Raw genomic sequence first — 21,994 nt, 5'->3', positions numbered from 1 at the left:
TGCCCAAACTCGCAGCACAAAGCTGTTCTGCTCAACGAATGGGCAGCTGATGGGCCGCTTCACCAGGACCATATGCTGGAAAACATCGTAAACGGCGCGCCACCGACAGTGCTCGCGCCCATGTCTGGGGTCAGCGATCTGCCGTTTCGGCGCCTTGCTCACCGTCTTGGTGCGACGCTTGTCGTGTCAGAGATGGTCGCGAGCGAAGAACTGGCGAAATCGCGCCGCGACGTCCTGCGTCGCGTTGAAGGCCGTGAGCTGACGCCGTTCGTCATTCAGCTCGCGGGCCGCGAGGAACATTGGATGGCCGAAGGCGCGCGCATCGCTGAAGCCAAGGGCGCGAACGTCATCGACATCAACATGGGCTGCCCGGCCCGCGAAGTAACGGGCAAGCTGTCGGGCTCGGCGTTGATGCGCAATCTCGACCACGCCCAATCGCTCATCCGTGCAGTCGTCAACGCCGTCAAAGTGCCGGTCACGCTGAAGATGCGGCTCGGCTGGGACGATAAAAACCGCAATGCCGCCGAACTTGCCCGCCGCGCCGAGGCCGAAGGCGTGAAGCTCATCTCCGTGCACGCCCGCACGCGCTGCCAATTTTTCACCGGAACGGCCGACTGGAGCGCCGTCCGCGAGGTCGTCGACGCAACGTCGCTTCCCGTCATCGTCAATGGCGACATTCTCTCACCCGATCATGCGCGCGCCGCGCTGCAAGCGTCCGGGGCGAGGGGAGTGATGGTCGGCCGCGGCGCCTATGGCGCGCCATGGATGCCGGGCCGGATCGCGAAGTATCTGGCAACGGGCCGCGATCCCGGCGATCCGGCTCTCGGTCAGCAATGCGATATCGCCGTCGAGCACGTCGAGCAGATGCTCGTCCACTACGGCAAGGATCTCGGGCTGCGCAACGCCCGCAAGCACATCGGATGGTATTTGGCGTCGAGCGGGGCTGGCGGCGCAGTCGTGAAATCCTGGCGGGGAAAGCTTTGCGTGATGCTTGAACCCCAGCGCGTGATCGATGGCCTCAAAGCCTTCTACTCTGGTACGGAGTCTGTCGCGGCATGAGCAGCAAATCAGCTTCCCTACGTAAATCCGAACGCATTCCGGCCTCGCCGCCGCCTGCGCCGATCGTCGATTGCGAGGATCTTCTGAGTGGGCTTCCCCACCCGATCCTCGTCATCGCCAACGATCATTCGATCGTTTTTGCCAACACCGCGGCTGAATCATTTTTCTCGATGAGCGCAACCGCGCTGACCCGCAGCCGGATCTCTGAGATCGTGGCCTTCGGCTGCCCGCTGTTGGGATTGATCGAGCAGGTGCAGGCCACCGGTGCGACTGTGAATGAATACGGCATCGAGGTCGCGACGCCGCGCTTTTCCGGAGCCAAGCTTGTCGATGTCTACGGCGGCCCGTTGCCGGAAGAGCCGCGCAATATGTTCCTCATGCTGCAGCAGCGTTCGATGGCGCTGATGATCGAGCGGCAGTTGACGCATCGTGCCGCCGCCCGCTCCGTGTCGGGAATGGCCGGCGTTCTGGCGCACGAGATCAAGAACCCGCTTTCCGGCATCCGCGGCGCCGCGCAATTGCTAGAACCTGGTCTGTCCGACGAAGATCGCGCGCTGACACAACTCATCTGTTCCGAAACCGATCGCATCCGCAATCTCGTCGATCGGATGGAAGTTTTTGGTGATGAGCGACCGATCTCGAAAGATGCCGTCAACATCCACGACGTTCTCAATCATGTCCGTCGCATCGCCGAGCACGGCTTCGGCCGCAACGTCCGCTATGTCGAGGATTACGACCCGTCGCTGCCGTACGTTCTCGGTAATCGCGACAAGCTCGTGCAGGTGTTCCTCAATCTTCTGAAGAATGCCGCAGAGGCGATCGGCGAAAATACCGAATCCGGCCGCATCATCATGCAGACGGCGTTCCGGCCGGGCGTGCGGTTGTCGCTCCCGGGCTCCGACACGCGCGTCAGCCTGCCGCTGATGATCCAGATCGAGGACAACGGCTGCGGCATCCCCGAGCATTTAAAGCCGCATCTGTTCGACCCGTTCGTCACCACGAAATCTTCGGGCAGCGGTCTTGGACTGGCGTTGGTCGCCAAGATCATCGCCGACCACGGCGGCATTATCGAATGTGAAAGCGAACCCAAACGCACGGTCTTCCGGGTCCTGCTCCCGATGCAGCGCACTCGCCCGGCAACCGTGCCGACGACAAGAGAGACTTGATGGCCAGAGGCACCATACTGATCGCCGACGACGACACCGCCATTCGCACGGTGTTGAACCAGGCGTTGGCGCGCGCAGGCTTTGCGCCTCGCGCCACCGGAAACGCGGCGACGCTCTGGCGCTGGGTCAGTCAGGGCGAGGGCGATGTCGTCATCACCGACGTCGTCATGCCGGACGAAAATGCCTTCGATCTTATTCCGCGCATGAAGAAGCTGCGGCCTGATCTGCCCATCATCGTCATGAGCGCCCAGAACACGCTGATGACGGCGCTGACCGCGGCGGAGAAGGGCGCGTTCGAATATCTCCCGAAGCCGTTCGACCTCAACGAAGTCGTGGCCGTCGTCTCGCGCGCGCTGTCGGAGCCGGGCCGGAAACGCCAGAGCACCCCGAACGAGCGCGAATCCGACGAGCTTCCCCTCATCGGCCGCTCATTGCCGATGCAGGACATCTATCGCGTCCTCGCTCGCCTGACGCAGAGCGATCTGACCGTCATGATCAACGGCGAGAGCGGCACCGGCAAGGAACTCGTCGCCCGCGTGCTGCACGATTACGGCAAGCGCCGCCATGGACCGTTCGTTGCCATCAACATGGCCGCGATCCCGCGCGAATTGATCGAAAGCGAACTGTTCGGCCACGAGAAGGGAGCCTTCACCGGCGCCCAGACCCGCACGCCCGGCCGCTTCGAGCAGGCCGAGGGCGGCACGCTGTTTCTCGACGAAATCGGCGACATGCCCCTCGAAGCCCAGACCAGGCTTCTGCGCGTCCTGCAACAGGGCGAATATACGACCGTCGGTGGCCGCACGCCGATCAAGACCAATGTCCGCATCATCGCCGCGACCCACCGCGATCTCAAAACCCAGATCCAGCAGGGTCTCTTCCGCGAAGACCTGTTCTACCGCCTCAACGTTGTGCCGATCCGGTTGCCGCCGCTGCGCGAGCGCCTGGAGGATGTCGGCGATCTCGTCCGCCACTTCCTCCGCCAGGCGGCGCGCGAGGGCCTCGGCCAGAAATCGATCGAGAGCGCGGCCATCGAGCGCCTCAAGGCGCATCCCTGGCCGGGCAACGTCCGCGAACTCGAAAATGTCGTTCGCCGCCTTGTCGCTCTCTATACGCAAGACACGTTGACGGCTCAGATCGTCGAGCAGGAACTCGCCGGCTCCTCCGTCGCCCCGCCGATTGGTGGGACAACCGAAAGCGGTGATCTCGGCGAAGCCGTCGAACGCTATCTGTCGCGCTATTTCTCGTCCTTCGGCAACGATCTGCCGCCGCCCGGCCTGTACGATCGCGTCATCCGCGATGTCGAGAAGCCGTTGCTGAGCGCGGCGCTCGCAGCAACGCGCGGCAACCAGATCCGTGCCGCCGAGCTTTTAGGGCTCAACCGGAACACGCTCCGCGCCCGCATCCGCGACCTCAACATCAGGGTCTTCCGCACGGTCGAAGGCTGAGGCCGCAAGACTCGGCAACGCAAAGTTATCCACAGGCCGGGCGTCATCAAAAAATGGCGCTTGAACTGCGCCACACCCGTCGCGAAAATGTCACAGTTAGGTTGTTCCTTCTCGGCACATGGTGCGGGATCGCCGCTCCACGCGCGCCGACAGGCGATCCCCGGCGTTGGCGAACGTCGCCGCCGATTTGCGCCGAACGAAAATTAGAAAACGAATTCATAGCGCTAAAAGAAGTGGTCCTGAACTGATGAGTGCCAGCAACAGCGATGGCAAAGCTGACACGATCGCCCACGGCGATCGCGAAGCCGTTGCCGCGTTGATGGAGGAAGGCGAGACGCCTCTGAACCCTTCGGACCGCGCGTTCTGGTTCGGATTGGGCGTCGTGCTGCTTTCGCTCACCTCCGCGCTCGTCAGTTATCTGATCCTCACCGGGCTGACGGCAATTGCTCCGCGCAATGAATACGTCTGGGGCGCTCTCGCCGTAAACGCGGTTCTCATCCTAACGATGTTCGGCACGATCGCGTTTCAGGCGCTTGGCCTCCGCCGCGCATGGAAGCAGAAGGTCCCCGGCGCCCGCCTGCACATCCGCATCGTCTTGCTGTTCAGTCTGATCGCCGCGCTTCCCGCCGTTCTCCTTGCGGTCGCCGCGACAACAACGTTCTCCCGCTCGCTCGACGGCTGGTTCTCGGGCCGCACCAGCGCCATCGTCGAAAACTCATATGACGTGGCGCGCGCCTACGTCGACGAGCACAACCAGATCATCCGGACCGACATCGTCAACATGGTCCGCGACATCAACGGCGAAGCCGCGACGTTGAAGGACGATCCCGACGCCTTCCAGAAATTCCTGATTGGACAAGCCGGCCTGCGCGATCTGACATCCGCCTACATCATCGATTCCGAGGGCGTACCGACTGTGCTCGCGCTCGATGATCCGAAGCTTCCCTATGTCGTACCGCCGCCCACCGCCATCCAGCAGGCCGAGGCCGGACAGGTCGCGCTTTCACGTCCGTCGAGCGACTATCGCGTCTCGGCAATCGCCAAGATCGACACGATGCCGGGCCGCTATCTCTACGTCGCCCGCGGCGTCAGCCCGAAGGTGATCAATCACCTGCAGAGCACCGAGCAGAACGTCTACGAGTATTCGCGGCTGCGACAGGCCAAGAGCGGCCTGAAAGTCGCGCACGGCATCATCTATTTCATGATCTCGCTGACGTCGCTGCTGGCGGCCATCTGGGTGGGTATGTGGTTTGCGGGCCGCTTCGTCGCGCCGATCCGCCGCTTGATCGCCGGCGCCCAGGAAGTGTCGCGCGGCAATCTCGAAATCGAGCTGCCGGAGAAGCGAGGGGAGGGCGATCTTCGCCGTCTCTCGCACACCTTCAACCTGATGACGCGCGAGCTGAAAAGCCAGCAGGACGCGCTCGTCACGACCAACGCCCAGCTCACCGAGCGCCGCAATTTCATCCAGGCGGTGCTATCGGGCGTGTCCGCCGGCGTCATCGGTCTCGACAGCAACGATCGCATCACCCTGCTGAGCCGTGCGGCCGAACGCCTGCTCGGCTGTCCGAGTGGCGACGCCGTCGGCAAGCACCTGACCGAGGTCATCCCCGAATTCGGACCCGTCCTCAAAGCCTCCGACGAACCCGGCTTCAAGAGCAAGGGCCAGCACGAAGTCAAAAAGCAGATCGGCGACGAAGAGCGTACATTTGCCGTCCGCATCACGCACGAGAGCGAAGGCGAAGAGGGCGACGTCGGCTCGGTTGTCACGTTCGACGACATTTCGGAACTCGTCCAGGCGCAACGCACCAGCGCGTGGGCGGACGTCGCGCGGCGCATCGCTCATGAAATCAAAAACCCACTCACGCCCATACAACTTTCGGCCGAGCGACTGCGCCGAAAATTCGGTTCACAGATCGGCGACAACCGCGAGCTGTTTGAAACCTTGACGCAAACGATCGAGCGCCAGACCGGGCAGATCAAGAGCATGGTCGATGAATTCGCGTCCTTCGCCCGCATGCCGCAGCCGGTGATGGCCGATCAGGATTTGCGTCTCGCCGTGCAGGAGCCGGCGGTGCTTTTCCGCGAAGGCAACAAGGACATCGATTTCAAGCTCGAAATTCCCGACCGTCCCGTCGGCGCGCGCTTCGATTTGCGGCTGATATCGCAGGCCGTCACCAACCTGATCAAGAACGCCGCCGAAGCAATCGAGTCCTACGGCGAGCCGCAGGGCCGGCCGCAAGGCTACAAAGGCCAGATCGAAGTGCGTCTCTTGCCTTACCCCGATCGCGTCGCGATCGAAGTCATCGATAATGGCATCGGTCTGCCCAAACAAAACCGTGCCAAGCTGCTCGAGCCCTACGTCACCACGCGCGCGAAGGGGACTGGCCTCGGTCTCGCAATCGTGCAAAAGGTCGTCGAACAGCACGGTGGCACGCTATCGCTCGAGGATGCACCTTTGACCGAGACGCGCACACGCGGCGCCCTGGTCCGTCTGACGTTACCCCTCAAAGCCAAACCCTCTGAAGAATCTTCCATCGAGCCCATGCGCTCAGCAGCCCATGCCGTCGGTGGAGCATGAGATGAAACGCTTAACCCCCCCAGGAACCCCCCAGGAGCGCAGCAATGTCAGCTGATATTTTGATCGTCGATGACGAGGCCGATATCCGGGATCTGGTCGCCGGCATTCTCCAGGACGAGGGCCACCGGACGCGGCTCGCACGCGACAGCGACGAGGCACTCCGCGCCATCGAAGATCGCAAGCCGCACCTCGTCATCCTCGACATCTGGCTGCAGGGGAGCCGCCTCGACGGTCTCGAAGTCCTGACCGTGATGAAGCGCACCTATCCGGATCTGCCCGTCGTCATCATCTCCGGACACGGCAACATCGAAACGGCGGTGACGGCGATCAAGCGCGGCGCCTACGACTACATCGAGAAGCCGTTCAAGTCGGATCGCCTTGTCCTCGTCGCCTTGCGCGCCCTTGAGGCCTCACAGCTCAAGCGCGAAGTCAAAGAGCTGAAAGAACGCTCCGTCGTCTCGGCCGAAATGATCGGCAAGTCGCCTGCGATCAATCAGCTCAAAAACAACATCGACAAGGCCGCGCCGACCAACAGCCGCATCATGTTGCGCGGCGCCTCAGGCTCGGGCAAGGAGCTTGCCGCCCGCGTTCTGCATCAGAAATCGCTGCGCGCCGACGGCCCGTTCGTCGTGCTCAATGCCGCCGCTATGGTGCCGGACCGCGTCGAAGAAGAACTTTTCGGCACCGAGGATCGAACCGGCGGACCGCGCAAGGTTGGCGCCTTGGAAGAAGCCCATACCGGGACGCTCTACATCGATGAAGTCGCCGACATGCCGATGGAGACGCAGGGCAAGATCCTGCGCGTTCTGGTCGAGCAGAAATTCCTCCGCCTTGGTGGCTCGCAGAAGGTGTCGGTCGACGTCCGTATCATCTCTTCGACCTCGCGCGATCTCGAGCAGGACATTCGCGAAGGCCGCTTCCGCGAAGACCTCTATCATCGTCTCAACGTCGTGACGCTGCGCGTCCCGAGCCTCGCCGAGCGCCGTGAGGATATCCCCGAGCTGATCCAGTATTTCATTGGCCAGGTGGCGCAGACCTCGGGTCTCGCGCCGCGCCGCATCGGCGAAGACGCGATCGCCGTTCTGCAAGCCCACGATTGGCCCGGTAACGTCCGGGAACTGCGCAACAACGTCGAGCGTCTGTTGATTTTGGCGGGCGGCGAACCCAATGCCGCGATCACGGCCGACATGCTTCCCGAGGAAATCGGCTCGAACGTGCCGCTTCCGGTCAACGGCGGCGCCGAGCACCTGATGTCGCTGCCGCTCCGCGAGGCCCGCGAAATTTTCGAACGCGAATACCTGCTCGCCCAGATCAATCGCTTCGGCGGGAATATTTCCCGAACAGCAGAGTTCGTCGGCATGGAGCGTTCCGCGCTTCACCGTAAGCTCAGAGCGCTGGGCGTGTCCTCCGAGCAGCGGAGCGGCGATCTAAGGTCAGCATCCTAGGAGCCGCCGCGCTTGACCCGCATCGTCTACGTCAACGGCGCCTACAAGCGCTATGCGGAGGCTGCCGTCCACGTCGAGGATCGCGGCTTTCAATTTGCTGATGCCATCTATGAAGTTATCGAAATCCTCGATGGCCGCTTGGTCGATGCAACCCGCCACCTCGCGCGCCTGGACCGCTCGCTCCGCGAGTTGGGGATTCCGCGGCCGATGTCTGACGTGGCGCTGCTGCAGGTCATCGATCAGGTGATCCGGCGCAACCGTGTTCGCGACGGCGTCGTTTATATTCAGGTCACGCGCGGCGCCGGGCCTAGGGATTTTGCCCTACCGCCTGCAGGAACTCTTCCAACACTCGTCATTCTCGCCCGTGCCCAGCGCAAGGGATGGTCGGCGGCACAAGCGAAGACGGGCATCGCAGTTAAAACCATTCCAGACAACCGCTGGGCGCGTTGCGATATCAAGACCGTCATGCTGCTGCCCGCAGTGCTGGCAAAGGACGAAGCCCACAGGAGCGGCGCCAAGGAAGCCTGGTTCGTCGATCCGAATGGGAATGTGACGGAAGGGGCGTCCAGCAACGCTTGGATCGTCACATCCGACGGAACCCTTGTGACCCATCCGCTCGACCACCACGTCCTGCCGGGCGTCACCCGCGCAACCGTGATGGATGTCGCAAAGGCGGAGGGTCTGAAAATAGAGGAACGCCGCTTTCACAAGGATGAAGCCATTCGTGCCAAGGAAGCGTTTATCACTTCGGCTACGAATATCGTCATGCCGGTGGTGCAGATCGACGGTGCCCCGGTAGGCGATGGCCGTCCCGGTCCCTTGGCCCGGCAGCTACGCTTGAGATTTCATCATGTTGCTGAATTTTCAGCGGGGTAGTGCGAACGTTGCCGCATTGTGCGAAGCAGTGAGGGATGTAGAGTGCCCTCGCTTCGATCGTCATCGCTCCCCCGGTGAAAATCGAACCGCTACGGCGCTTCGTTGCTTTTCACGCGTGACGGCGCCACGCGTTTCAGACGAGATGCCCAGATAAGACGTCGAGATAAAAACGGACAACAACCATGGCGGCCGAAAAACCTCAAAACCTGCAGGACACTTTTCTAAACTACGTCCGCAAGAACAAAACACCTCTGACGATCTTCCTCATCAACGGTGTGAAGCTTCAGGGAATTGTCAGCTGGTTCGATAATTTCTGCGTTCTGCTTCGCCGCGACGGCCATTCGCAGCTCGTCTACAAGCATGCCATTTCGACCATCATGCCCGGCGGCCCTGTCAATCTCAACGATCAGGACGAGAGCGGCGGCGCTTGATATCGCGCCCCAAAGACGGCGACGACGAACGGCGCGAAGGCGAGGGAAAGCGCAAACGTCGGCGAGCCCCGGAAGCGACACGAGCACCACGAACGCGTACGCTGGTGGTCGTGCCCGCCTTGAAGCGTGGGCCGAAGTCGCGTGGCGCCGCCAACGCCGAAGCGCAAAATCACAGTGCCGAGAGTCGGCTGGCTGAAGCCGTCGGGCTCGCGAAGGCGATCGATCTCGACATCATCGATGCCGTCATCGTGCCGGTCGCCGAGCCGCGGCCATCGACGCTTATCGGTTCCGGCAAGGTCGATGAATTGAAAGAGCGCGTTGCCGATCTCGAAATCGGCCTGGTCGTCGTCGACTACAACATCACGCCCGTACAGCAGCGTAACCTCGAGAAGGCGTGGAACGCCAAGGTTCTCGATCGCACCGGCCTAATCCTCGAAATCTTCGGCGAACGCGCGCGGACGCGGGAAGGCGTCCTGCAAGTCGAACTCGCGCATCTGACGTACCAGAAAGGCCGCCTCGTTCGCGCCTGGACCCACTTGGAACGCCAGCGCGGCGGCGGCGGCTTTCTCGGCGGCCCCGGCGAAGCCCAGATCGAACTCGATCGCCGCATGCTTCAGGATCGCATCGACGCCATCAAGCGCGATCTTGCCGATGTCGTGAAAACTCGAGATTTGCACCGTAAGGGCCGGCGCAAGGTGCCGTATCCGATCGTCGCCATCGTCGGCTATACCAATGCCGGCAAGTCGACCCTCTTTAACAAGATCACCGGCGCCGGCGTCGTCGCGATGGATCAGGTGTTCGCGACGCTCGATCCCACCATGCGCGAGGTGAAGCTGCCGAGCGCCCGGCGCATCATCCTGTCGGACACGGTCGGATTCATCTCCGATCTTCCCACCATGCTCGTCGCCGCCTTCCGCGCCACGCTCGAAGAAGTGGTCGAAGCCGATCTGATCCTGCACGTTCGCGACATCGCGCACGAAGAAACGGACGCCCAGGCGCAGGACGTCGAAAAAGTCCTCGCCGACCTCGGCATCGATACGCTGCCGGTCGAAAGCAACATCCTCGAGGTCTGGAATAAAATCGATTTGCTGTCGGCCGATCGGCGCGCCGAGCTACAACACGAAGCCCTGCGTAATGTCCGGCCGCCTGTTCTCGTTTCCGCCGAGACGGGGGAGGGGATGGCGCCTCTGTTGCAATCGATCGACTCGCGCCTCGGCGCATCCGATGAAATCCTCGACGTCATCCTCCCGGGCTCCGCCGGCGCGCTGCTCAATTGGCTGCACGAGACCAGCGACGTGCTGGCGCGCGAGGCGCGCAAGGACGGCAGTATCGAACTGCGCCTTCGAATTCCGAGCGAAAAGAAAGAACGCGTGATCGGCCGCCTTCGCAAGAACGGGATATCCGTCTAAAGTCCGGCCGCATGGATCAGCGGTTCACGTGCTGTATCGCCGGCGGCGGACCGGCCGGCATGATGCTCGGCGTGCTTCTGGCGCGCGCCGGGGTCAAGGTGTGCGTGCTCGAGAAGCACCAGGATTTCTTTCGCGATTTTCGCGGCGATACCATCCATCCCTCGACATTGCGGATGATGGAGGAATTGGGCTGGCTCGACGAGTTTCTGAAGCTGCCGCATCAGGACGTGCAGCGCCTCTATATGCAATTCGGCGAAACACGCATCGAGATGGCCGACTTCACTCATCTCCCGATCACCACGAAGTTCATCGCGCTCATGCCACAGTGGGATTTCCTGAACTTCCTGGCTGAGAAAGGCCGCGCCTATCCGGGCTTCGATTTGAAAATGAGCACGGAGGCGACGGGCCTCGTCTACGACGGCGATCGAGTTACGGGTGTGAAGGCCAAAACGCCTGATGGCGAAATCACCATCGCCGCTGATCTTGTCGTCGCGGCGGACGGGCGCAACAGCACGCTTCGGCCTGCTGCCGGCTTCGTGCCCAAGAACTTCGGCGCACCTATGGACGTGATGTGGTTCCGGCTGCCGCGTCTTCCGACCGACACCGAAGAAAGCCAGGGCCGCTTCGATGCAGGGCACATTTTCATAATGCTCCAGCGCGGAGACTATTGGCAGTGTGCGTTTGTCATTCCGAAAGGCGGAGACGCCGCCACGCGCGCCGCCGGGCTCGATGCTTTCCGCAAGTCGGTCGGCGAGCTTCTGCCCTTCGATCCCTCACGCGCCAACGCCATCGCCGATTGGGATCACGTCAAGCTGCTGACCGTCGCCGTCGATCGTTTGAAGCAATGGTCGAAGCCCGGGTTTCTATGCATCGGCGACGCGGCGCACGCCATGAGTCCCATTGGCGGCGTCGGCGTGAACCTCGCTGTCCAGGACGCGGTCGCGACCGCCAACCGACTTTGGCAACCGTTGAAGGAAGGCGATCTGCAGATGAGCGATCTTCGCGCCATTCAATCACGCCGAACGTTTCCCACAGCCGCGACCCAGCGGCTGCAACTCATCATTCAGAACAACGTAATTTCGAAAGCACTGACGGCGAAGGGACCGCTCAAGCCGCCGCTGTTCATGCGCCTTGTTGCGAAGTTTCCGATCCTGGCGCGATTTACGGCGCGCGTGTTGGGACTGGGCTTTCGGCCCGAGCACATCGCCCAGCACATCCGAGCGTCGAACGGACGTTAGCTTTTTCGGAAAACTAGCTTTTCTCTAACGCCTTGGCGTCATCCCAAAGTGCATCCATTTCGGAAAGCGTCGATTGCGACGGTGTCTTGCCGCGCTCGCCGAGCACCTTTTCAATATGCCCAAAACGGCGAACGAATTTGCGATTGGCGCCGCGCAACGCATCTTCCGGATCGATGTCGAGATGCCGCGCGATGTTCGCCATCACGAACAGCATGTCTCCGAATTCTTCTTTCACCGCAGCCGTCGCCGTGCTGACAGCGGCTGCCTCGGAAGCGCGTGGATCGTGAGGCAATGCAACCTCCTCGAACTCCGCGATTTCTTCTTTCAGCTTCTCGAACACCGGCTTCAGGTTCGGCCAATCGAACCCAACCTTTGCAGCTTTGCTCTGCAGCTTGATCGCGCGCGTCAGTGCCGGAAGGGTGGTCGGGACGTCGGCCAGCGTAACGGTCCCTTCGACGGCCGCTGCGCGTCCACCTGAAAGCCGCGCGCGTTCGGCGGCTTTCTCGGTACGCTCTTCGGCCTTGAGCTGATCCCACGTCGCTTTCACCGCCGATGGATCGCGCGCGGTGCCGTCGCCGAAGACGTGCGGATGCCGCCGGATCATCTTCTTCGTCACCGCCTCGACCACATCGCCAAATGCGAACGCGCCTTCTTCTTCCGCCATGCGCGAATGATAGACAACCTGAAGCAAGAGATCGCCAAGCTCGTCCTTGAGATCGGCAAGGTCGCGCCGCTCGATCGCGTCCGCCACCTCGTAGGCTTCCTCGATCGTGTAAGGAGCGATCGTCTCGAAACTTTGCTGCAAATCCCAGGGGCAGCCGGTGACCGGCGTGCGAAGAGCCGCCATGATTTCGATGAGCCGCGAAATATCGCGCGAAGGTTTCATCTTATCCGTCATATTAGTCCCCTGATGCGTCGGGCCGGAGACTAGCGGAGGCTGGTGGGATCGACGAGGGCCTGCGCTGCGGCTATCTCGCCAGAAAACTCGAAACCCGGCGCGGATTTCCGACGATGAGCCCAAGGGGCAGCAACCAGCCCGCCCAGGCAGCGAACGCGTACACCGGCTCGAACGGCAGATTGAATGCAATCGCTGTCCCGGTCATGACGCGGAACCAGACGGCGCCGCTCGTGACGGCGAGCATCGCAATCATCATCTGGGAATGCCGGCGAATATCGCGACGCCGGATCGCGACCCACGCCGCGCTGAGCAGATAAAGCCAGACCAATCCCTGCACGAAAAAGCCTGCGCGCGCCACGAGCGGCGAATGGCTCATGATTGCCACCGGCAACGCCGTCAGCCCTCCAATCACCACAAAGGCGCCCAACAGACGGCCCAGCGGTCTGTGAAACTCGGGCCGTCGCCGCGTCAGAACAGCGGCGGGAGCGAGCAGTAGAGCCAGCGCCGACGACACCATGTGGGTCGGAAACAGAAGCGGCGCACGGCCCGCGAGTTCGAACATTTGATAAGGCAGCGCAATGAGACCGGTCCCCGATCCGATTGCGATCACGCCGACAGGAATAACGAGGACGATAATGAGCAGCAGAATTGCGAAGCGAAGCGCGAGCCGCATGTTGCGCAGCACCGCCCTCGCGGGAAGAGCGCCAGTCGTCATTGCGGCATCGGTCATGGTGCTGTCCGTCATGGCGATGGGCATGATGGCAATTCGGTTTGGCGGTTCCGCGGCAGCCGACGAAAGCCGCGCCGCGAATGTGGTCGCGACGCCCGTATCGCTCGCCGGACGCTGGGTTGGCCAATACTACGGTTACGGCCGAAGCAGCGATGAAAAGGGATGCGGCGAAACCGGATGCCGGATGACCTTCGATGTCGTCGCCTGCAAGGACGGCTGGTGCGGCATCGCCATCAAGGACGACAAATCCTGTGGCGCGATCGGTCTGCATCTCGCCGCCGCGGACGCCAAGACCGGCGAACATATTTTCACCGGCCGGCTCGAAATCGCCAAAGGCGCTGCCCCGTATGTCGTGCAGGCCTGGCACGACGCCGATAAAGAGACCGGCGCGGTCGAATTGCATTTCGTCGGCGACACCGGTTCAGAATTGCTGATGTACCGCCGCTCCTATCCGTTCGAAGCGACCCTGGCGCGGAGTGGGGACGCCGTCTGCACCCTCGACAAGGCAACGAGCTGAACAGATCCCCGGACTGAATGGTCGTTGCCGCGCGCCGCGCCTCTGTTACTCTCGCAGGCGGGAGCAGGGGCGGCGATGCACATTCTCTTCAACGGCCTGATGATGGCGCTCGAGATCGCGGCGATCTACGCCGTGGCCTGGGTCGGCTATACCGCGCCGTTATGGTTCGCCGCGGGCACGGCGCTCATCGCGCTGGCCGTCGGCGCCGCGCTTGAAATCGCGCGTTTGAAATATGAATTTCCGTTTTATTTCGATCGCGTACCCGGCCGCTCGATCTTTTTGATCGTCACTGTCGGCATCATCGAGTCGGTCACCAAGGCGATCCTCGCTGGGGTCGTCGGCCTGCTGACGTTTCTCGGCACCGATCAGGAACGACTGAAGTTTGTCGCCATCATCTTCGGCATCGCACTGTTTCTCGGCGTCCAGGTCGTCCGCGTTCTGATGGACCGCCTGAAGGCCCGTCCGCTGCGCTGGGGCTATTTCCGCCTCGCCGCGCCGTTGGGATTGATCTTCTCGGCGGGCCTCACGTTCCTGCCGGCGCCCGGCATCACCGAACTCGCCAAGCGCGCGGCCTTCGATCTTCCAGCCAAGCCGACAATGGAGCAGGCCAGCGAATTCCTGTTCCTTCTGAAACAGAGCTTTGACGAAATCGTCGTCAGAATGCTGTCGTGGGTGTTCGATCCGACGCTGGCGCAGGCAATCGGCGCCGTCGTCTCCGTCAATATGCTCTCAGGCTTCGTCCTGGCGCTTTACGCCGTGCTGATAGCCGAAGGCATAAGGACCATCGAGCGCCGCGAACCTTGATCGCGAGACGAACCATGACACTGCAAGTCGCGCATACGACGCTGATGCTTCCCGAAGCCATCGTCATCGAAAGCCTGCTCACGGCCTACGGCATACGCCACGCGACGTTCGGCAAGGATCTCGTGTGTCAGGCGCCGCAGCTCGCGATCTTTTATGGCGGCGTTTCCTTCCTGGTCAGTGAGGAAGATCTGACCGACGCCCAGCGCTTGATCGCGGAAGGGGAGGTCGTGCCGGGCTACGTCTCGATCGAAAGCGAAAGCTTCGAGGTTCATCCGTTGCGCAATGCCATTCTTGGCTTCCTGATCACGATCATGGGCGCGCCGTTTCCATTCTGGTATCGCAACGCGGGCAGGAAGTCGGCAACGGATAGACCGACATCGCATCTTGCGAACTGAGTTCCGGCCGCCGAACCCGAAACCTCTCTAAGCCGCCCCTAAATTCGCATAATATGTATTATGGAAAATAATGTCAGGAACTGACGTTGTTTCAAAATGATACAAAGTGCCGAGCCAACCCATGGGAACCAGATCAGCTCGGCCTTTGTAATTATTTCTCACCCTTTTCGTGATGCTCGGCGACGAACGCATTGAGCAGCCGGACGCCCCAGCCAGCGCCCCAGCTCTGGTTGGTGTCGTTGCGGTTGCCGTCCATCGCCGTTCCCGCCAAGTCGATGTGGCTCCACGGCGTATCTTTCTGCACGAAGCGCTGCAGGAACGCCGCAGCCGTCGCCGCGCCGGCCCAGCGACCGCCCGCGTTCTTCATGTCGGCGTTCTTGGAATCCATCGCCTTGTCGAAAGCTTTGTCGAGCGGCATCCGCCAAAGCTTCTCGCCTGTCGAACGCGAAGCCGACAGCAGCTCGTCGGCGAGCTTGTCTTCGTTCGAGAACAGCCCCGCGTATTCCTTGCCGAGCGCCACCATGATCGCGCCCGTAAGCGTCGCAAGATCGATGACGAGCTTCGGCTTGAATTTATCCTGCGCGTACCAGAGCACATCAGCCAGGACCATGCGCCCCTCGGCATCCGTGTTGATCACTTCGATCGTCTGGCCCGACATCGACTTGACAATGTCGCCCGGACGCGTCGCCGTACCGGAAGGCATGTTCTCGACGCAACCGATGAGGCCGACGGCGTTGACGTTCGCCTTGCGCTCGGCCAGCGCATGCATCGTGCCGATGACCGCGGCCGCGCCGCCCATGTCGCCCTTCATGTCTTCCATGCCGGCCGCGGGCTTGATCGAGATGCCGCCGGTGTCGAACACGACGCCCTTGCCGACGAAGCACACGGGCTTTTGCTTCTTCGATCCCTTGGCTCCGTTCCACACCATCACGGCCAGACGCGACGGCCGCACGCTCCCCTGGCCGACGGACAGCAGCGAACCCATGCCGAGCTTCTCCATGTCTTTGACATCGAGAATTTCGACGTCGACACCGAGCTTTTCGAGCGCTTTCGTTTTTTCGGCGAGTTCGACCGGTCCGAGGATGTTGGCCGGTTCGTTGACGAGATCACGCGCGAGATTGACGCCGTTGGCGACGGCTTTCAGCGGCTGGAACGCGGCCTTCGCCTTGTCCGGATTGGCAACCTGAATGACGAGCTTCTTCAGCCCCTCCTGCTCGTTGCCGTCCTCGCTCGATTTCTTCGTGTGATACTTTTTGAAGTTGTAGTGGCGGAGCATGGCGCCCTGACCGATCAGCGCTGCGATCTCATTCGCCGAGAGGGTTTCGCTCCCCTCGACATCGACGATCACGCTTGCGCTGCTCGATTTGCGCGCCTGGATCGCGGCGACGATCGCTCCTCCGAGGTCGACGGCCTGCTGCTCGGTCAGAGAGCCGACTTTTCCCAGCCCGCTGACGATGAGGCGATCGATGCCGAGCTTTGCGGGTGCAAGGATCTCGATCGAAGACTTGTACTTGCCCTTGAAGTCCGCGGCCGCCGCGGCCTTGCTGATCGCGCTCGCCGATTTGGTATCGAACTCGCGGCCCTTCGAGCCGAGCACGAGGCCGTCGCTCGCAAGGACGACAGTCGCCGTCTCGGGCTCGGTGTTGAGAGGCGCGAATGCAATTTCGAAGCGATCGGACATTTTCTAGTCGACTCCAGGTTAAGGCGGGATCCCGCGCGGGGATTGAGAGATGATCTGCTGCCGGCACGCGGACGAAAGGTCCACGTTTGCGACTCGCCGGTCATGTGAAGAAGGGCGGACGGGATCGCTTGGCCGCGCACAACTTAGTCGTTCGCGATGCCGTGGCAAGCGAGGCGTTGTGAGCCCCGTCGGCCCTAATGCAAACCGGCGGCCTAACCCCCTGCCGGGCAAATATGTTTTTTGCACCGCCGAGCGGGAAAGCCGGCAATTCTGAACAGCCGAAATTCTGCCACTGTGCTATGGGAGCCGAAAGCGGTCATCGCGTCGCCGGCGATGGCGGGGGAGCTTCCGTCGGGTAACGGAAGCGGGGACGCGAAACATGCGAATTTTCTCGAGGTATGTGTTTCGCCAGGCAACGACCGCGTTCCTGCTGATTCTCATTTCCCTGACCGGTATCGTTTGGATCGCGTTGGCGCTCCGCCAGTTCAACGTCGTGACGAGCCAAGGCCAGGATACCTGGATGCTCGTCCGCGTGACGTCGCTCGCCGTTCCCAACCTGATGGCGATCATCGCACCCTTTTCGTTCCTGATCGGCGCCCTTCAGACCCTCAACCGCCTGAATACGGACAGCGAGTTGATCGTGCTTTCCGCCGCCGGTTCGACAGTGTGGACGGTCGCCCGTCCCCTGCTTCTGCTGGCTCTGATCGTCAGTGTGTTCCTGGCGTTCGTAAGCCACCTGGCGCAACCATGGAGCATGCGCCTGCTGCGCGATTACATGGTACAGGTTCGCAGCGATCTGCTGACGCAAGTCATCCAGCCGGGCCGCTTCTCGAGCCCCGAGCAGGACCTGATGTTCCACATCCGCGACCGCTCCGCCGACGGTGAGCTTCTCGGTCTCATCATGCACGATACGCGCGACAAGTCTCAGTCGCAGACCTATCTCGCCGAGCACGGCACCATCGTGAAGCAGGACGACACCGCCTACCTGCTGATGACGACCGGCCACATCATTCGCCGCTCCGACGCCGACGGACCGCCGCAGATCATCGCCTTCGATAAATACGTCGTCGATCTCGACCGGTTCGAGCCGCAGAGCGACAGCTCCGGCGAGTTGAAGCCGCGCGAACGCTATTGGAGCGAGCTCGTCAATCCGAGTCCGAGCAGTAAGCTCTACAAAAGCTCCGCCGGTCAGTTCCGGGCGGAAATCAACGAACGACTTGTAAGCCCGCTTTACCCGATCGCCTTCGCGTTCCTGATCATCGCTTTCGTCGGCCAGGCCCGCTCGACGCGATCGAGCCGTATGCAAAGCCTGGTGCTGACGTTCCTGCTCGGCGCCGCCTGTCGAATGGCGGGCTTGGCGCTGAACAGCGCGGTCGCGCGCAACCCGACAATGCTGTTTGCGCTCTATGGCGTTCCCATCTTCGCGATCGGGCTGTCGTTGTTCATGATCAAGCGCGCCGATCGCCAGCGGCCGCCCTCGCGTCTGCTCGAGACGCTGTCCGAGCTTCCCTCCGCCATCGCAGCGAGCATCGGCCGGCTGCTACCGCGCCGGAAAGTGGCGCCATGAGAAGCTCGTTCACGCTCTGGCGCTACATCACCAAGCTGTTCCTGGTTGCCATCGTCTCGACGCTTGCCGTCTGCGCCATGCTGATCTTCATGATCGATTTCGTCGAGTTGCTTCGCCAATCAAGCAAGTACGGCAGCGTCCCGGCCTCGACTCTCGTGTTCATCGCCCTGCTGCGTCTCGGAGCTTATGTCGAATTCCTCCTCGCCTTCGCCGTTCTGGTCGGTGCGCTCAGCGCCCTGCTCTACCTGAACCGCCGCAGCGAGCTGGCCGTCATGCGCGCCGGCGGCATGTCCGTCTGGCAGTTCCTTGCGCCTGGACTGATGGTCGGGCTCGCCGTCGGGTTGCTTGGCGTTATGGTCTACAACCCTCTGGCCGCCCGAGGCCGTGCCAAATCCGAGCAGGTCTTCGCCAAGGCGTTCGGCAACGACAACAATCTGTTGCGAGCGCAGGGCGGAGGTTCATGGATCAGGCAAAACGGCGTCGACGGGGAGTCGGTGCTCGGAGCCGCGGCGGCGTCCAACCGGGGGCTCACCCTCACCGGCGTAATGATCCTCGCTTATGATCGCGGCGGCCATTTCTCCGAGCGCATCGACGCCGCCCAAGCCGAGCTGAAAGACGGCTATTGGCAGCTCAAGGATGCCTGGGTTTCTCGGCTCGGACAGCAGCCCGAAAAGTTCAATTCCTACCTTGTATCGACTTACCTCACCCCCGACCGAGTCCAAGAGGCCCTCGGCACCGTTTTTTCGGTGTCCTTCTGGGACCTACCCGAACTGATCGATGCCGCTGATAAAGCGAAGCTTTCAACCGAAAGATTGCGCGTTCAATATCAGTCTCTGCTGGTTCGCCCGCTGCTCTGTCTCGCCATGGTCCTTTTGGCGGCAACTGTGTCATTGCGGTCATTCCGCTCAGGGGGCATCCAGACTATGGTTACGACTGGGATGATCGGTGGGGTTAGTTTCTTCTTGTTCTCGGAAATTGCGAGACAAATTGGGATCGCGGGGCTTGCGCCGGCGTGGGTCGCCGCGTGGGTTCCCGTACTGCTCATTCTGATCATCTCGACCACGGTGCTTTTGCACCAGGAGGACGGCTGAGTGATGCGTCAGGCGCTGACACCGCACGAGGGTTGCGGGTCGTCAAGCGAGAGTTCTCGCCACCGGAAGGTGGCCGGGATCGCTCGCGCGCTTTCGTGCGTCCTGATTTTGCTCAGCTTTACGATCATCACCAGCCCCCGTGCCCACGCCCAGAACTACGGCGTTCAAACCACCGATCCCGGCGGCTCCATCAGCAGCAGCACGTCGTCCGGCTCGACCACGCTCAGCAAAAAGAAAACCACGTCCTCTTTCGGCGCGGCCAACGCCCCCAGTGCAATCTTCGGCAAGATCAACACCAATATCGATCGCGCCCAGCCGATGCGGTTGCAGGGTGATCAGCTGATCTATGACAAGTCCGGCGACCGCGTCATTTCACGCGGCAACGTCGAGATTTTCTATAACAACTTCATCCTGACTGCCGACGAAGTCGTCTACGACCAAAGCGCTGGAACGCTGACGGCGATCGGCAACGTCACCCTGAAGGAACCGCAGGGCAATATCGTCCACGCCGACCGCTACACGCTGACCGACGACTTCCGCGACGGATTCGTGTCGGCGCTCTCGATCACCTCGAAAGATCAGTCCCACATCTCGGCCGATCGCGCGACCCGGCGCGAAGGCAACATCACCGAGTTCCATAACGGCCGCTTCACGCCATGCCAAAGCGACGGCGGCACGCCACCGCTCTGGTGCATCAGCGCGACCCGCATCATCCACGACCAGTCGGCAGCCACCCTCACCTACCAGGACGCCTATTTCGAAATCTACGGCCAGCCGATCTTCTACCTGCCGTATTTCCAGAGCCCCGATCCAACCGTGAAGCGTCGGTCGGGCTTCCTGACGCCTGATTACGGCCACTCATCGACGCTCGGCTATATCACCGGCATCCCGTACTTCTTCGACCTCGCGCCGAACTACGACGCGACGATCGAGCCGATCTATTTCAGCGATCAGGGCCTGATGATGAAGGCCGAATGGCGCCATCGGCTTGCCAACGGCGAATACAACGTCCGCCTCGCCGGCATCGACCAGGACTACCGTGACCTTCCCGGCTCCGCGACGACGAACAAGGACCTCGACGGCCTGCGCGGCAGCGTCGAGACGCACGGCAAGTTCTCGCTCTCGAGCTGGTGGCAGTTCGGCTGGGATGCGATCGTCGAAAGCGACGATCAGTTCCGCCGCTTCTACAAGCTCGACAGCATCCTCGTCACCGACCGCGTCAACCAGATCTATTTGACCGGCCAATCGGATCGTAACTATTTCAGCGCCAAGCTCTACCAGTTCGGCGGGCTGCTTACCAACGACACGCCGCAGACCGAGAGCTACACGCACCCGATCATCGACTATAACTACGTCTTCAAGGATCCCGTGGTCGGCGGCGAACTCAGGTGGAACACGAATATCCTGAGCTTCACGCGCTCGGATGGATCGGTGGTCGATCCGCAAACCGGACAAGATGCCGATCAGAACGTCAATCGCATCGTCAGCGAGCTCAAATGGCGCCGTCGCCTGACCGACGCCATCGGCATCAGCTACACGCCGTTCGCCGATATTCGTGGCGACGTCTATCAGTATGACAACGCCACCAACCCGCAAAGCGTCGTCTTGAATTCCGCCGGAACAGCGGTGGAATCCTCGCAAGTCTTCTCCGACACAGTCACCCGCGGTATCGTCGACGGTGGCATGACCGTGTCTTATCCGTGGGCGGCCTCGAATGCCGCCGGCACCCACATCATCGAGCCGATCGGCCAGTTCGTGGCCCATCAGGAAACGATCCCGCAGCGCCGTCTGCCCGACGAAGACGCGCAGAGCCTTGTCTTCGACGACACCAACCTGTTCTCGACTTCGAAGTTCTCGGGCTATGACCGCATCGAAACCGGCACCCGCGTCAACGCCGGCGTGCAGTATACGTTCCAGTCGAACGACGGTGGCTACGCCCGTTTCCTGGCCGGCGAGAGCTATCATCTCTCGGGCGATAACATCTATCTGAACCCAGGCCGTAACGCCGACGGCAACTTCGTCTTCAACCCGTATAACGGCCTTCAGACCGATCGCTCCGACTATGTTCTCGGCGCCTACCTCGCGCCGCTGAGCAACTTCCGCATCATCTCGCAGAGCCGCTTCGACGAGTCGACGTTCGCGCTGAAGCGGAACGATTCATCGGTCATCACCACGTGGGGACCGCTGTCGATCCAGGCCGGATACTCCTACGACGCTGACGCTCTGTTCTCTGATCCCGACGACCCGACCGTCATCGCCACCGTGTCGCGCGAAGAAGAACTTCTGGCCGCTGCCACCCTTCAGCTCACCAATCGCTGGAGCATTGGCGGTTCCTCCCGCTATAACCTCGAGGAAGGCAACTTCCGCTACGACAGCGTTAACCTCAAATACGTCGACGAATGCTTCGCGCTCACCGCGTCCTACATCCAGTCGAACTACTCCGACGAGTTGATCGAACCGGATCAGACGGTCATGCTGCGGCTCGAATTCAAGCACCTCGGCGACTTCGCAACCTCGACCGGGACCGATTTCAACCTCGGCGGCGACCAGCGCACCAACTGATCGCGTGCAACGGCGCTGGCTTGGTCGAAAACGGCTTGAAAACCGGATTTTGGCCACTCTTCATGTGGATAAGGCCGTTTCCCCGGACTTGGCCGCAGTATC

18 protein-coding genes are annotated in these 21,994 nt (G+C 61.7%); 15 read left to right on the top strand and 3 right to left on the bottom strand.

Annotated features, from left to right (window positions below; translation table 11 throughout):
* Positions 1–72 precede the first annotated feature (72 nt).
* The 9 genes from dusB (at position 73) to QM780_RS05380 (ending at position 11,647) form a co-directional block, all read left to right on the top strand.
* On the top strand, positions 73–1,059 hold the full coding sequence (gene dusB / locus QM780_RS05420; protein WP_415069464.1) for a tRNA dihydrouridine synthase DusB: 987 nt from the start codon (positions 73–75) through the stop codon (positions 1,057–1,059).
* Positions 1,056–2,225 (top strand): two-component system sensor histidine kinase NtrB, encoded by a 1,170-nt coding sequence (locus tag QM780_RS05415; protein ID WP_415069463.1) that lies wholly within the window; start codon positions 1,056–1,058, stop codon positions 2,223–2,225. The genes dusB and QM780_RS05415 overlap by 4 nt, the downstream gene beginning before the upstream one ends.
* Positions 2,225–3,670: a nitrogen regulation protein NR(I) gene (gene ntrC / locus QM780_RS05410; protein WP_415069462.1), complete on the top strand. Its 1,446-nt coding sequence runs from the start codon at positions 2,225–2,227 to the stop codon at positions 3,668–3,670. Before QM780_RS05415 ends, ntrC begins: the two co-directional genes overlap by 1 nt.
* 247 nt (positions 3,671–3,917) lie before the next feature.
* On the top strand, positions 3,918–6,248 hold the full coding sequence (locus QM780_RS05405; protein ID WP_415069461.1) for an ATP-binding protein: 2,331 nt from the start codon (positions 3,918–3,920) through the stop codon (positions 6,246–6,248).
* A gap of 44 nt (positions 6,249–6,292) precedes the next feature.
* The gene (locus tag QM780_RS05400; RefSeq protein ID WP_415069460.1) at positions 6,293–7,693 is read left to right on the top strand and encodes a sigma-54-dependent transcriptional regulator; all 1,401 of its coding nucleotides are present in this window, start codon (positions 6,293–6,295) and stop codon (positions 7,691–7,693) included.
* Positions 7,694–7,705: 12 nt separating this feature from the next.
* On the top strand, positions 7,706–8,569 hold the full coding sequence (locus tag QM780_RS05395) for a D-amino-acid transaminase (RefSeq protein ID WP_415069459.1): 864 nt from the start codon (positions 7,706–7,708) through the stop codon (positions 8,567–8,569).
* Positions 8,570–8,751: 182 nt separating this feature from the next.
* On the top strand, positions 8,752–9,000 hold the full coding sequence (hfq, locus tag QM780_RS05390; protein WP_415069458.1) for an RNA chaperone Hfq: 249 nt from the start codon (positions 8,752–8,754) through the stop codon (positions 8,998–9,000).
* A complete protein-coding gene (gene hflX / locus QM780_RS05385) occupies positions 9,000–10,409 on the top strand; it encodes a GTPase HflX (protein ID WP_415071973.1) in 1,410 nt (469 codons plus the stop codon). The genes hfq and hflX overlap by 1 nt, the downstream gene beginning before the upstream one ends.
* A gap of 11 nt (positions 10,410–10,420) precedes the next feature.
* A complete protein-coding gene (locus QM780_RS05380; protein ID WP_415069457.1) occupies positions 10,421–11,647 on the top strand; it encodes an FAD-dependent oxidoreductase in 1,227 nt (408 codons plus the stop codon).
* Positions 11,648–11,660: 13 nt separating this feature from the next.
* On the opposite strand, the gene mazG is transcribed toward QM780_RS05380, so the two are convergent.
* Together mazG and QM780_RS05370 are read right to left on the bottom strand one after the other, a co-directional pair.
* Positions 11,661–12,545, bottom strand: a complete 885-nt coding sequence (gene mazG, locus QM780_RS05375) for a nucleoside triphosphate pyrophosphohydrolase (RefSeq protein ID WP_415069456.1) — start codon at positions 12,543–12,545, stop codon at positions 11,661–11,663.
* Positions 12,546–12,615: 70 nt separating this feature from the next.
* Entirely contained in the window at positions 12,616–13,275 is a 660-nt protein-coding gene (locus tag QM780_RS05370; protein WP_415069455.1) for a DUF2306 domain-containing protein, read from the bottom strand.
* On the opposite strand from QM780_RS05370, the gene QM780_RS05365 reads away from it, so the two are divergent.
* The 3 genes from QM780_RS05365 to QM780_RS05355 all read left to right on the top strand — a co-directional run bounded on the left by QM780_RS05365 (position 13,274) and on the right by QM780_RS05355 (position 14,991).
* Positions 13,274–13,792 carry a hypothetical protein gene (locus tag QM780_RS05365; protein ID WP_415069454.1) on the top strand — a complete coding sequence of 173 codons (519 nt, stop codon included), beginning with the start codon at positions 13,274–13,276 and terminating at the stop codon, positions 13,790–13,792. The genes QM780_RS05370 and QM780_RS05365 overlap by 2 nt on opposite strands.
* 75 nt (positions 13,793–13,867) lie before the next feature.
* Positions 13,868–14,596, top strand: coding sequence for a hypothetical protein (locus QM780_RS05360; RefSeq protein ID WP_415069453.1), 729 nt, complete (start codon positions 13,868–13,870; stop codon positions 14,594–14,596).
* Between the two features lie 14 nt (positions 14,597–14,610).
* The gene (locus QM780_RS05355; protein WP_415069452.1) at positions 14,611–14,991 is read left to right on the top strand and encodes a hypothetical protein; all 381 of its coding nucleotides are present in this window, start codon (positions 14,611–14,613) and stop codon (positions 14,989–14,991) included.
* Positions 14,992–15,142: 151 nt separating this feature from the next.
* Here the strand turns inward: QM780_RS05355 and QM780_RS05350 are convergent, their stop codons facing one another.
* The gene (locus QM780_RS05350; protein WP_415069451.1) at positions 15,143–16,672 is read right to left on the bottom strand and encodes a leucyl aminopeptidase; all 1,530 of its coding nucleotides are present in this window, start codon (positions 16,670–16,672) and stop codon (positions 15,143–15,145) included.
* A gap of 379 nt (positions 16,673–17,051) precedes the next feature.
* Between QM780_RS05350 and lptF the strand changes: the two genes are divergently transcribed.
* Genes lptF through QM780_RS05335 form a run of 3 tightly spaced genes read left to right on the top strand, consistent with a single transcriptional unit; the run spans position 17,052 to position 21,892 of the window.
* The gene (gene lptF, locus QM780_RS05345; RefSeq protein WP_415069450.1) at positions 17,052–18,239 is read left to right on the top strand and encodes an LPS export ABC transporter permease LptF; all 1,188 of its coding nucleotides are present in this window, start codon (positions 17,052–17,054) and stop codon (positions 18,237–18,239) included.
* Positions 18,236–19,330 (top strand): LPS export ABC transporter permease LptG, encoded by a 1,095-nt coding sequence (lptG, locus tag QM780_RS05340; protein WP_415069449.1) that lies wholly within the window; start codon positions 18,236–18,238, stop codon positions 19,328–19,330. Before lptF ends, lptG begins: the two co-directional genes overlap by 4 nt.
* Positions 19,331–19,333: 3 nt before the next feature.
* A complete protein-coding gene (locus tag QM780_RS05335) occupies positions 19,334–21,892 on the top strand; it encodes an LPS-assembly protein LptD (RefSeq protein ID WP_415071972.1) in 2,559 nt (852 codons plus the stop codon).
* Positions 21,893–21,994: the final 102 nt, after the last annotated feature.

The organism is Hyphomicrobium sp. (assembly GCF_047600905.1).
Taxonomy (GTDB): domain Bacteria; phylum Pseudomonadota; class Alphaproteobacteria; order Rhizobiales; family Hyphomicrobiaceae; genus Hyphomicrobium_B.
The sequence above is the reverse complement of the archived record's forward strand: the minus strand, read 5'-3'. Positions and strand labels throughout refer to the sequence as shown.

Excerpts from the sequence above, each read along its gene's own strand:
- lptG (WP_415069449.1), top strand. The coding sequence starts at position 18,236 with ATGAGAAGCTCGTTCACGCTCTGGCGCTACATCACCAAGCTGTTCCTG.
- QM780_RS05380 (WP_415069457.1), top strand. The coding sequence starts at position 10,421 with ATGGATCAGCGGTTCACGTGCTGTATCGCCGGCGGCGGACCGGCCGGC.
- QM780_RS05360 (WP_415069453.1), top strand. The coding sequence starts at position 13,868 with ATGCACATTCTCTTCAACGGCCTGATGATGGCGCTCGAGATCGCGGCG.
- hfq (WP_415069458.1), top strand. The coding sequence starts at position 8,752 with ATGGCGGCCGAAAAACCTCAAAACCTGCAGGACACTTTTCTAAACTAC.
- dusB (WP_415069464.1), top strand. The coding sequence starts at position 73 with ATGCTGGAAAACATCGTAAACGGCGCGCCACCGACAGTGCTCGCGCCC.
- QM780_RS05400 (WP_415069460.1), top strand. The coding sequence starts at position 6,293 with ATGTCAGCTGATATTTTGATCGTCGATGACGAGGCCGATATCCGGGAT.
- QM780_RS05370 (WP_415069455.1), bottom strand. The coding sequence starts at position 13,275 with ATGACCGATGCCGCAATGACGACTGGCGCTCTTCCCGCGAGGGCGGTG.
- QM780_RS05365 (WP_415069454.1), top strand. The coding sequence starts at position 13,274 with ATGGTGCTGTCCGTCATGGCGATGGGCATGATGGCAATTCGGTTTGGC.
- QM780_RS05415 (WP_415069463.1), top strand. The coding sequence starts at position 1,056 with ATGAGCAGCAAATCAGCTTCCCTACGTAAATCCGAACGCATTCCGGCC.
- lptF (WP_415069450.1), top strand. The coding sequence starts at position 17,052 with ATGCGAATTTTCTCGAGGTATGTGTTTCGCCAGGCAACGACCGCGTTC.
- mazG (WP_415069456.1), bottom strand. The coding sequence starts at position 12,545 with ATGACGGATAAGATGAAACCTTCGCGCGATATTTCGCGGCTCATCGAA.
- ntrC (WP_415069462.1), top strand. The coding sequence starts at position 2,225 with ATGGCCAGAGGCACCATACTGATCGCCGACGACGACACCGCCATTCGC.
- QM780_RS05355 (WP_415069452.1), top strand. The coding sequence starts at position 14,611 with ATGACACTGCAAGTCGCGCATACGACGCTGATGCTTCCCGAAGCCATC.
- QM780_RS05350 (WP_415069451.1), bottom strand. The coding sequence starts at position 16,672 with ATGTCCGATCGCTTCGAAATTGCATTCGCGCCTCTCAACACCGAGCCC.
- QM780_RS05405 (WP_415069461.1), top strand. The coding sequence starts at position 3,918 with ATGAGTGCCAGCAACAGCGATGGCAAAGCTGACACGATCGCCCACGGC.
- QM780_RS05335 (WP_415071972.1), top strand. The coding sequence starts at position 19,334 with ATGCGTCAGGCGCTGACACCGCACGAGGGTTGCGGGTCGTCAAGCGAG.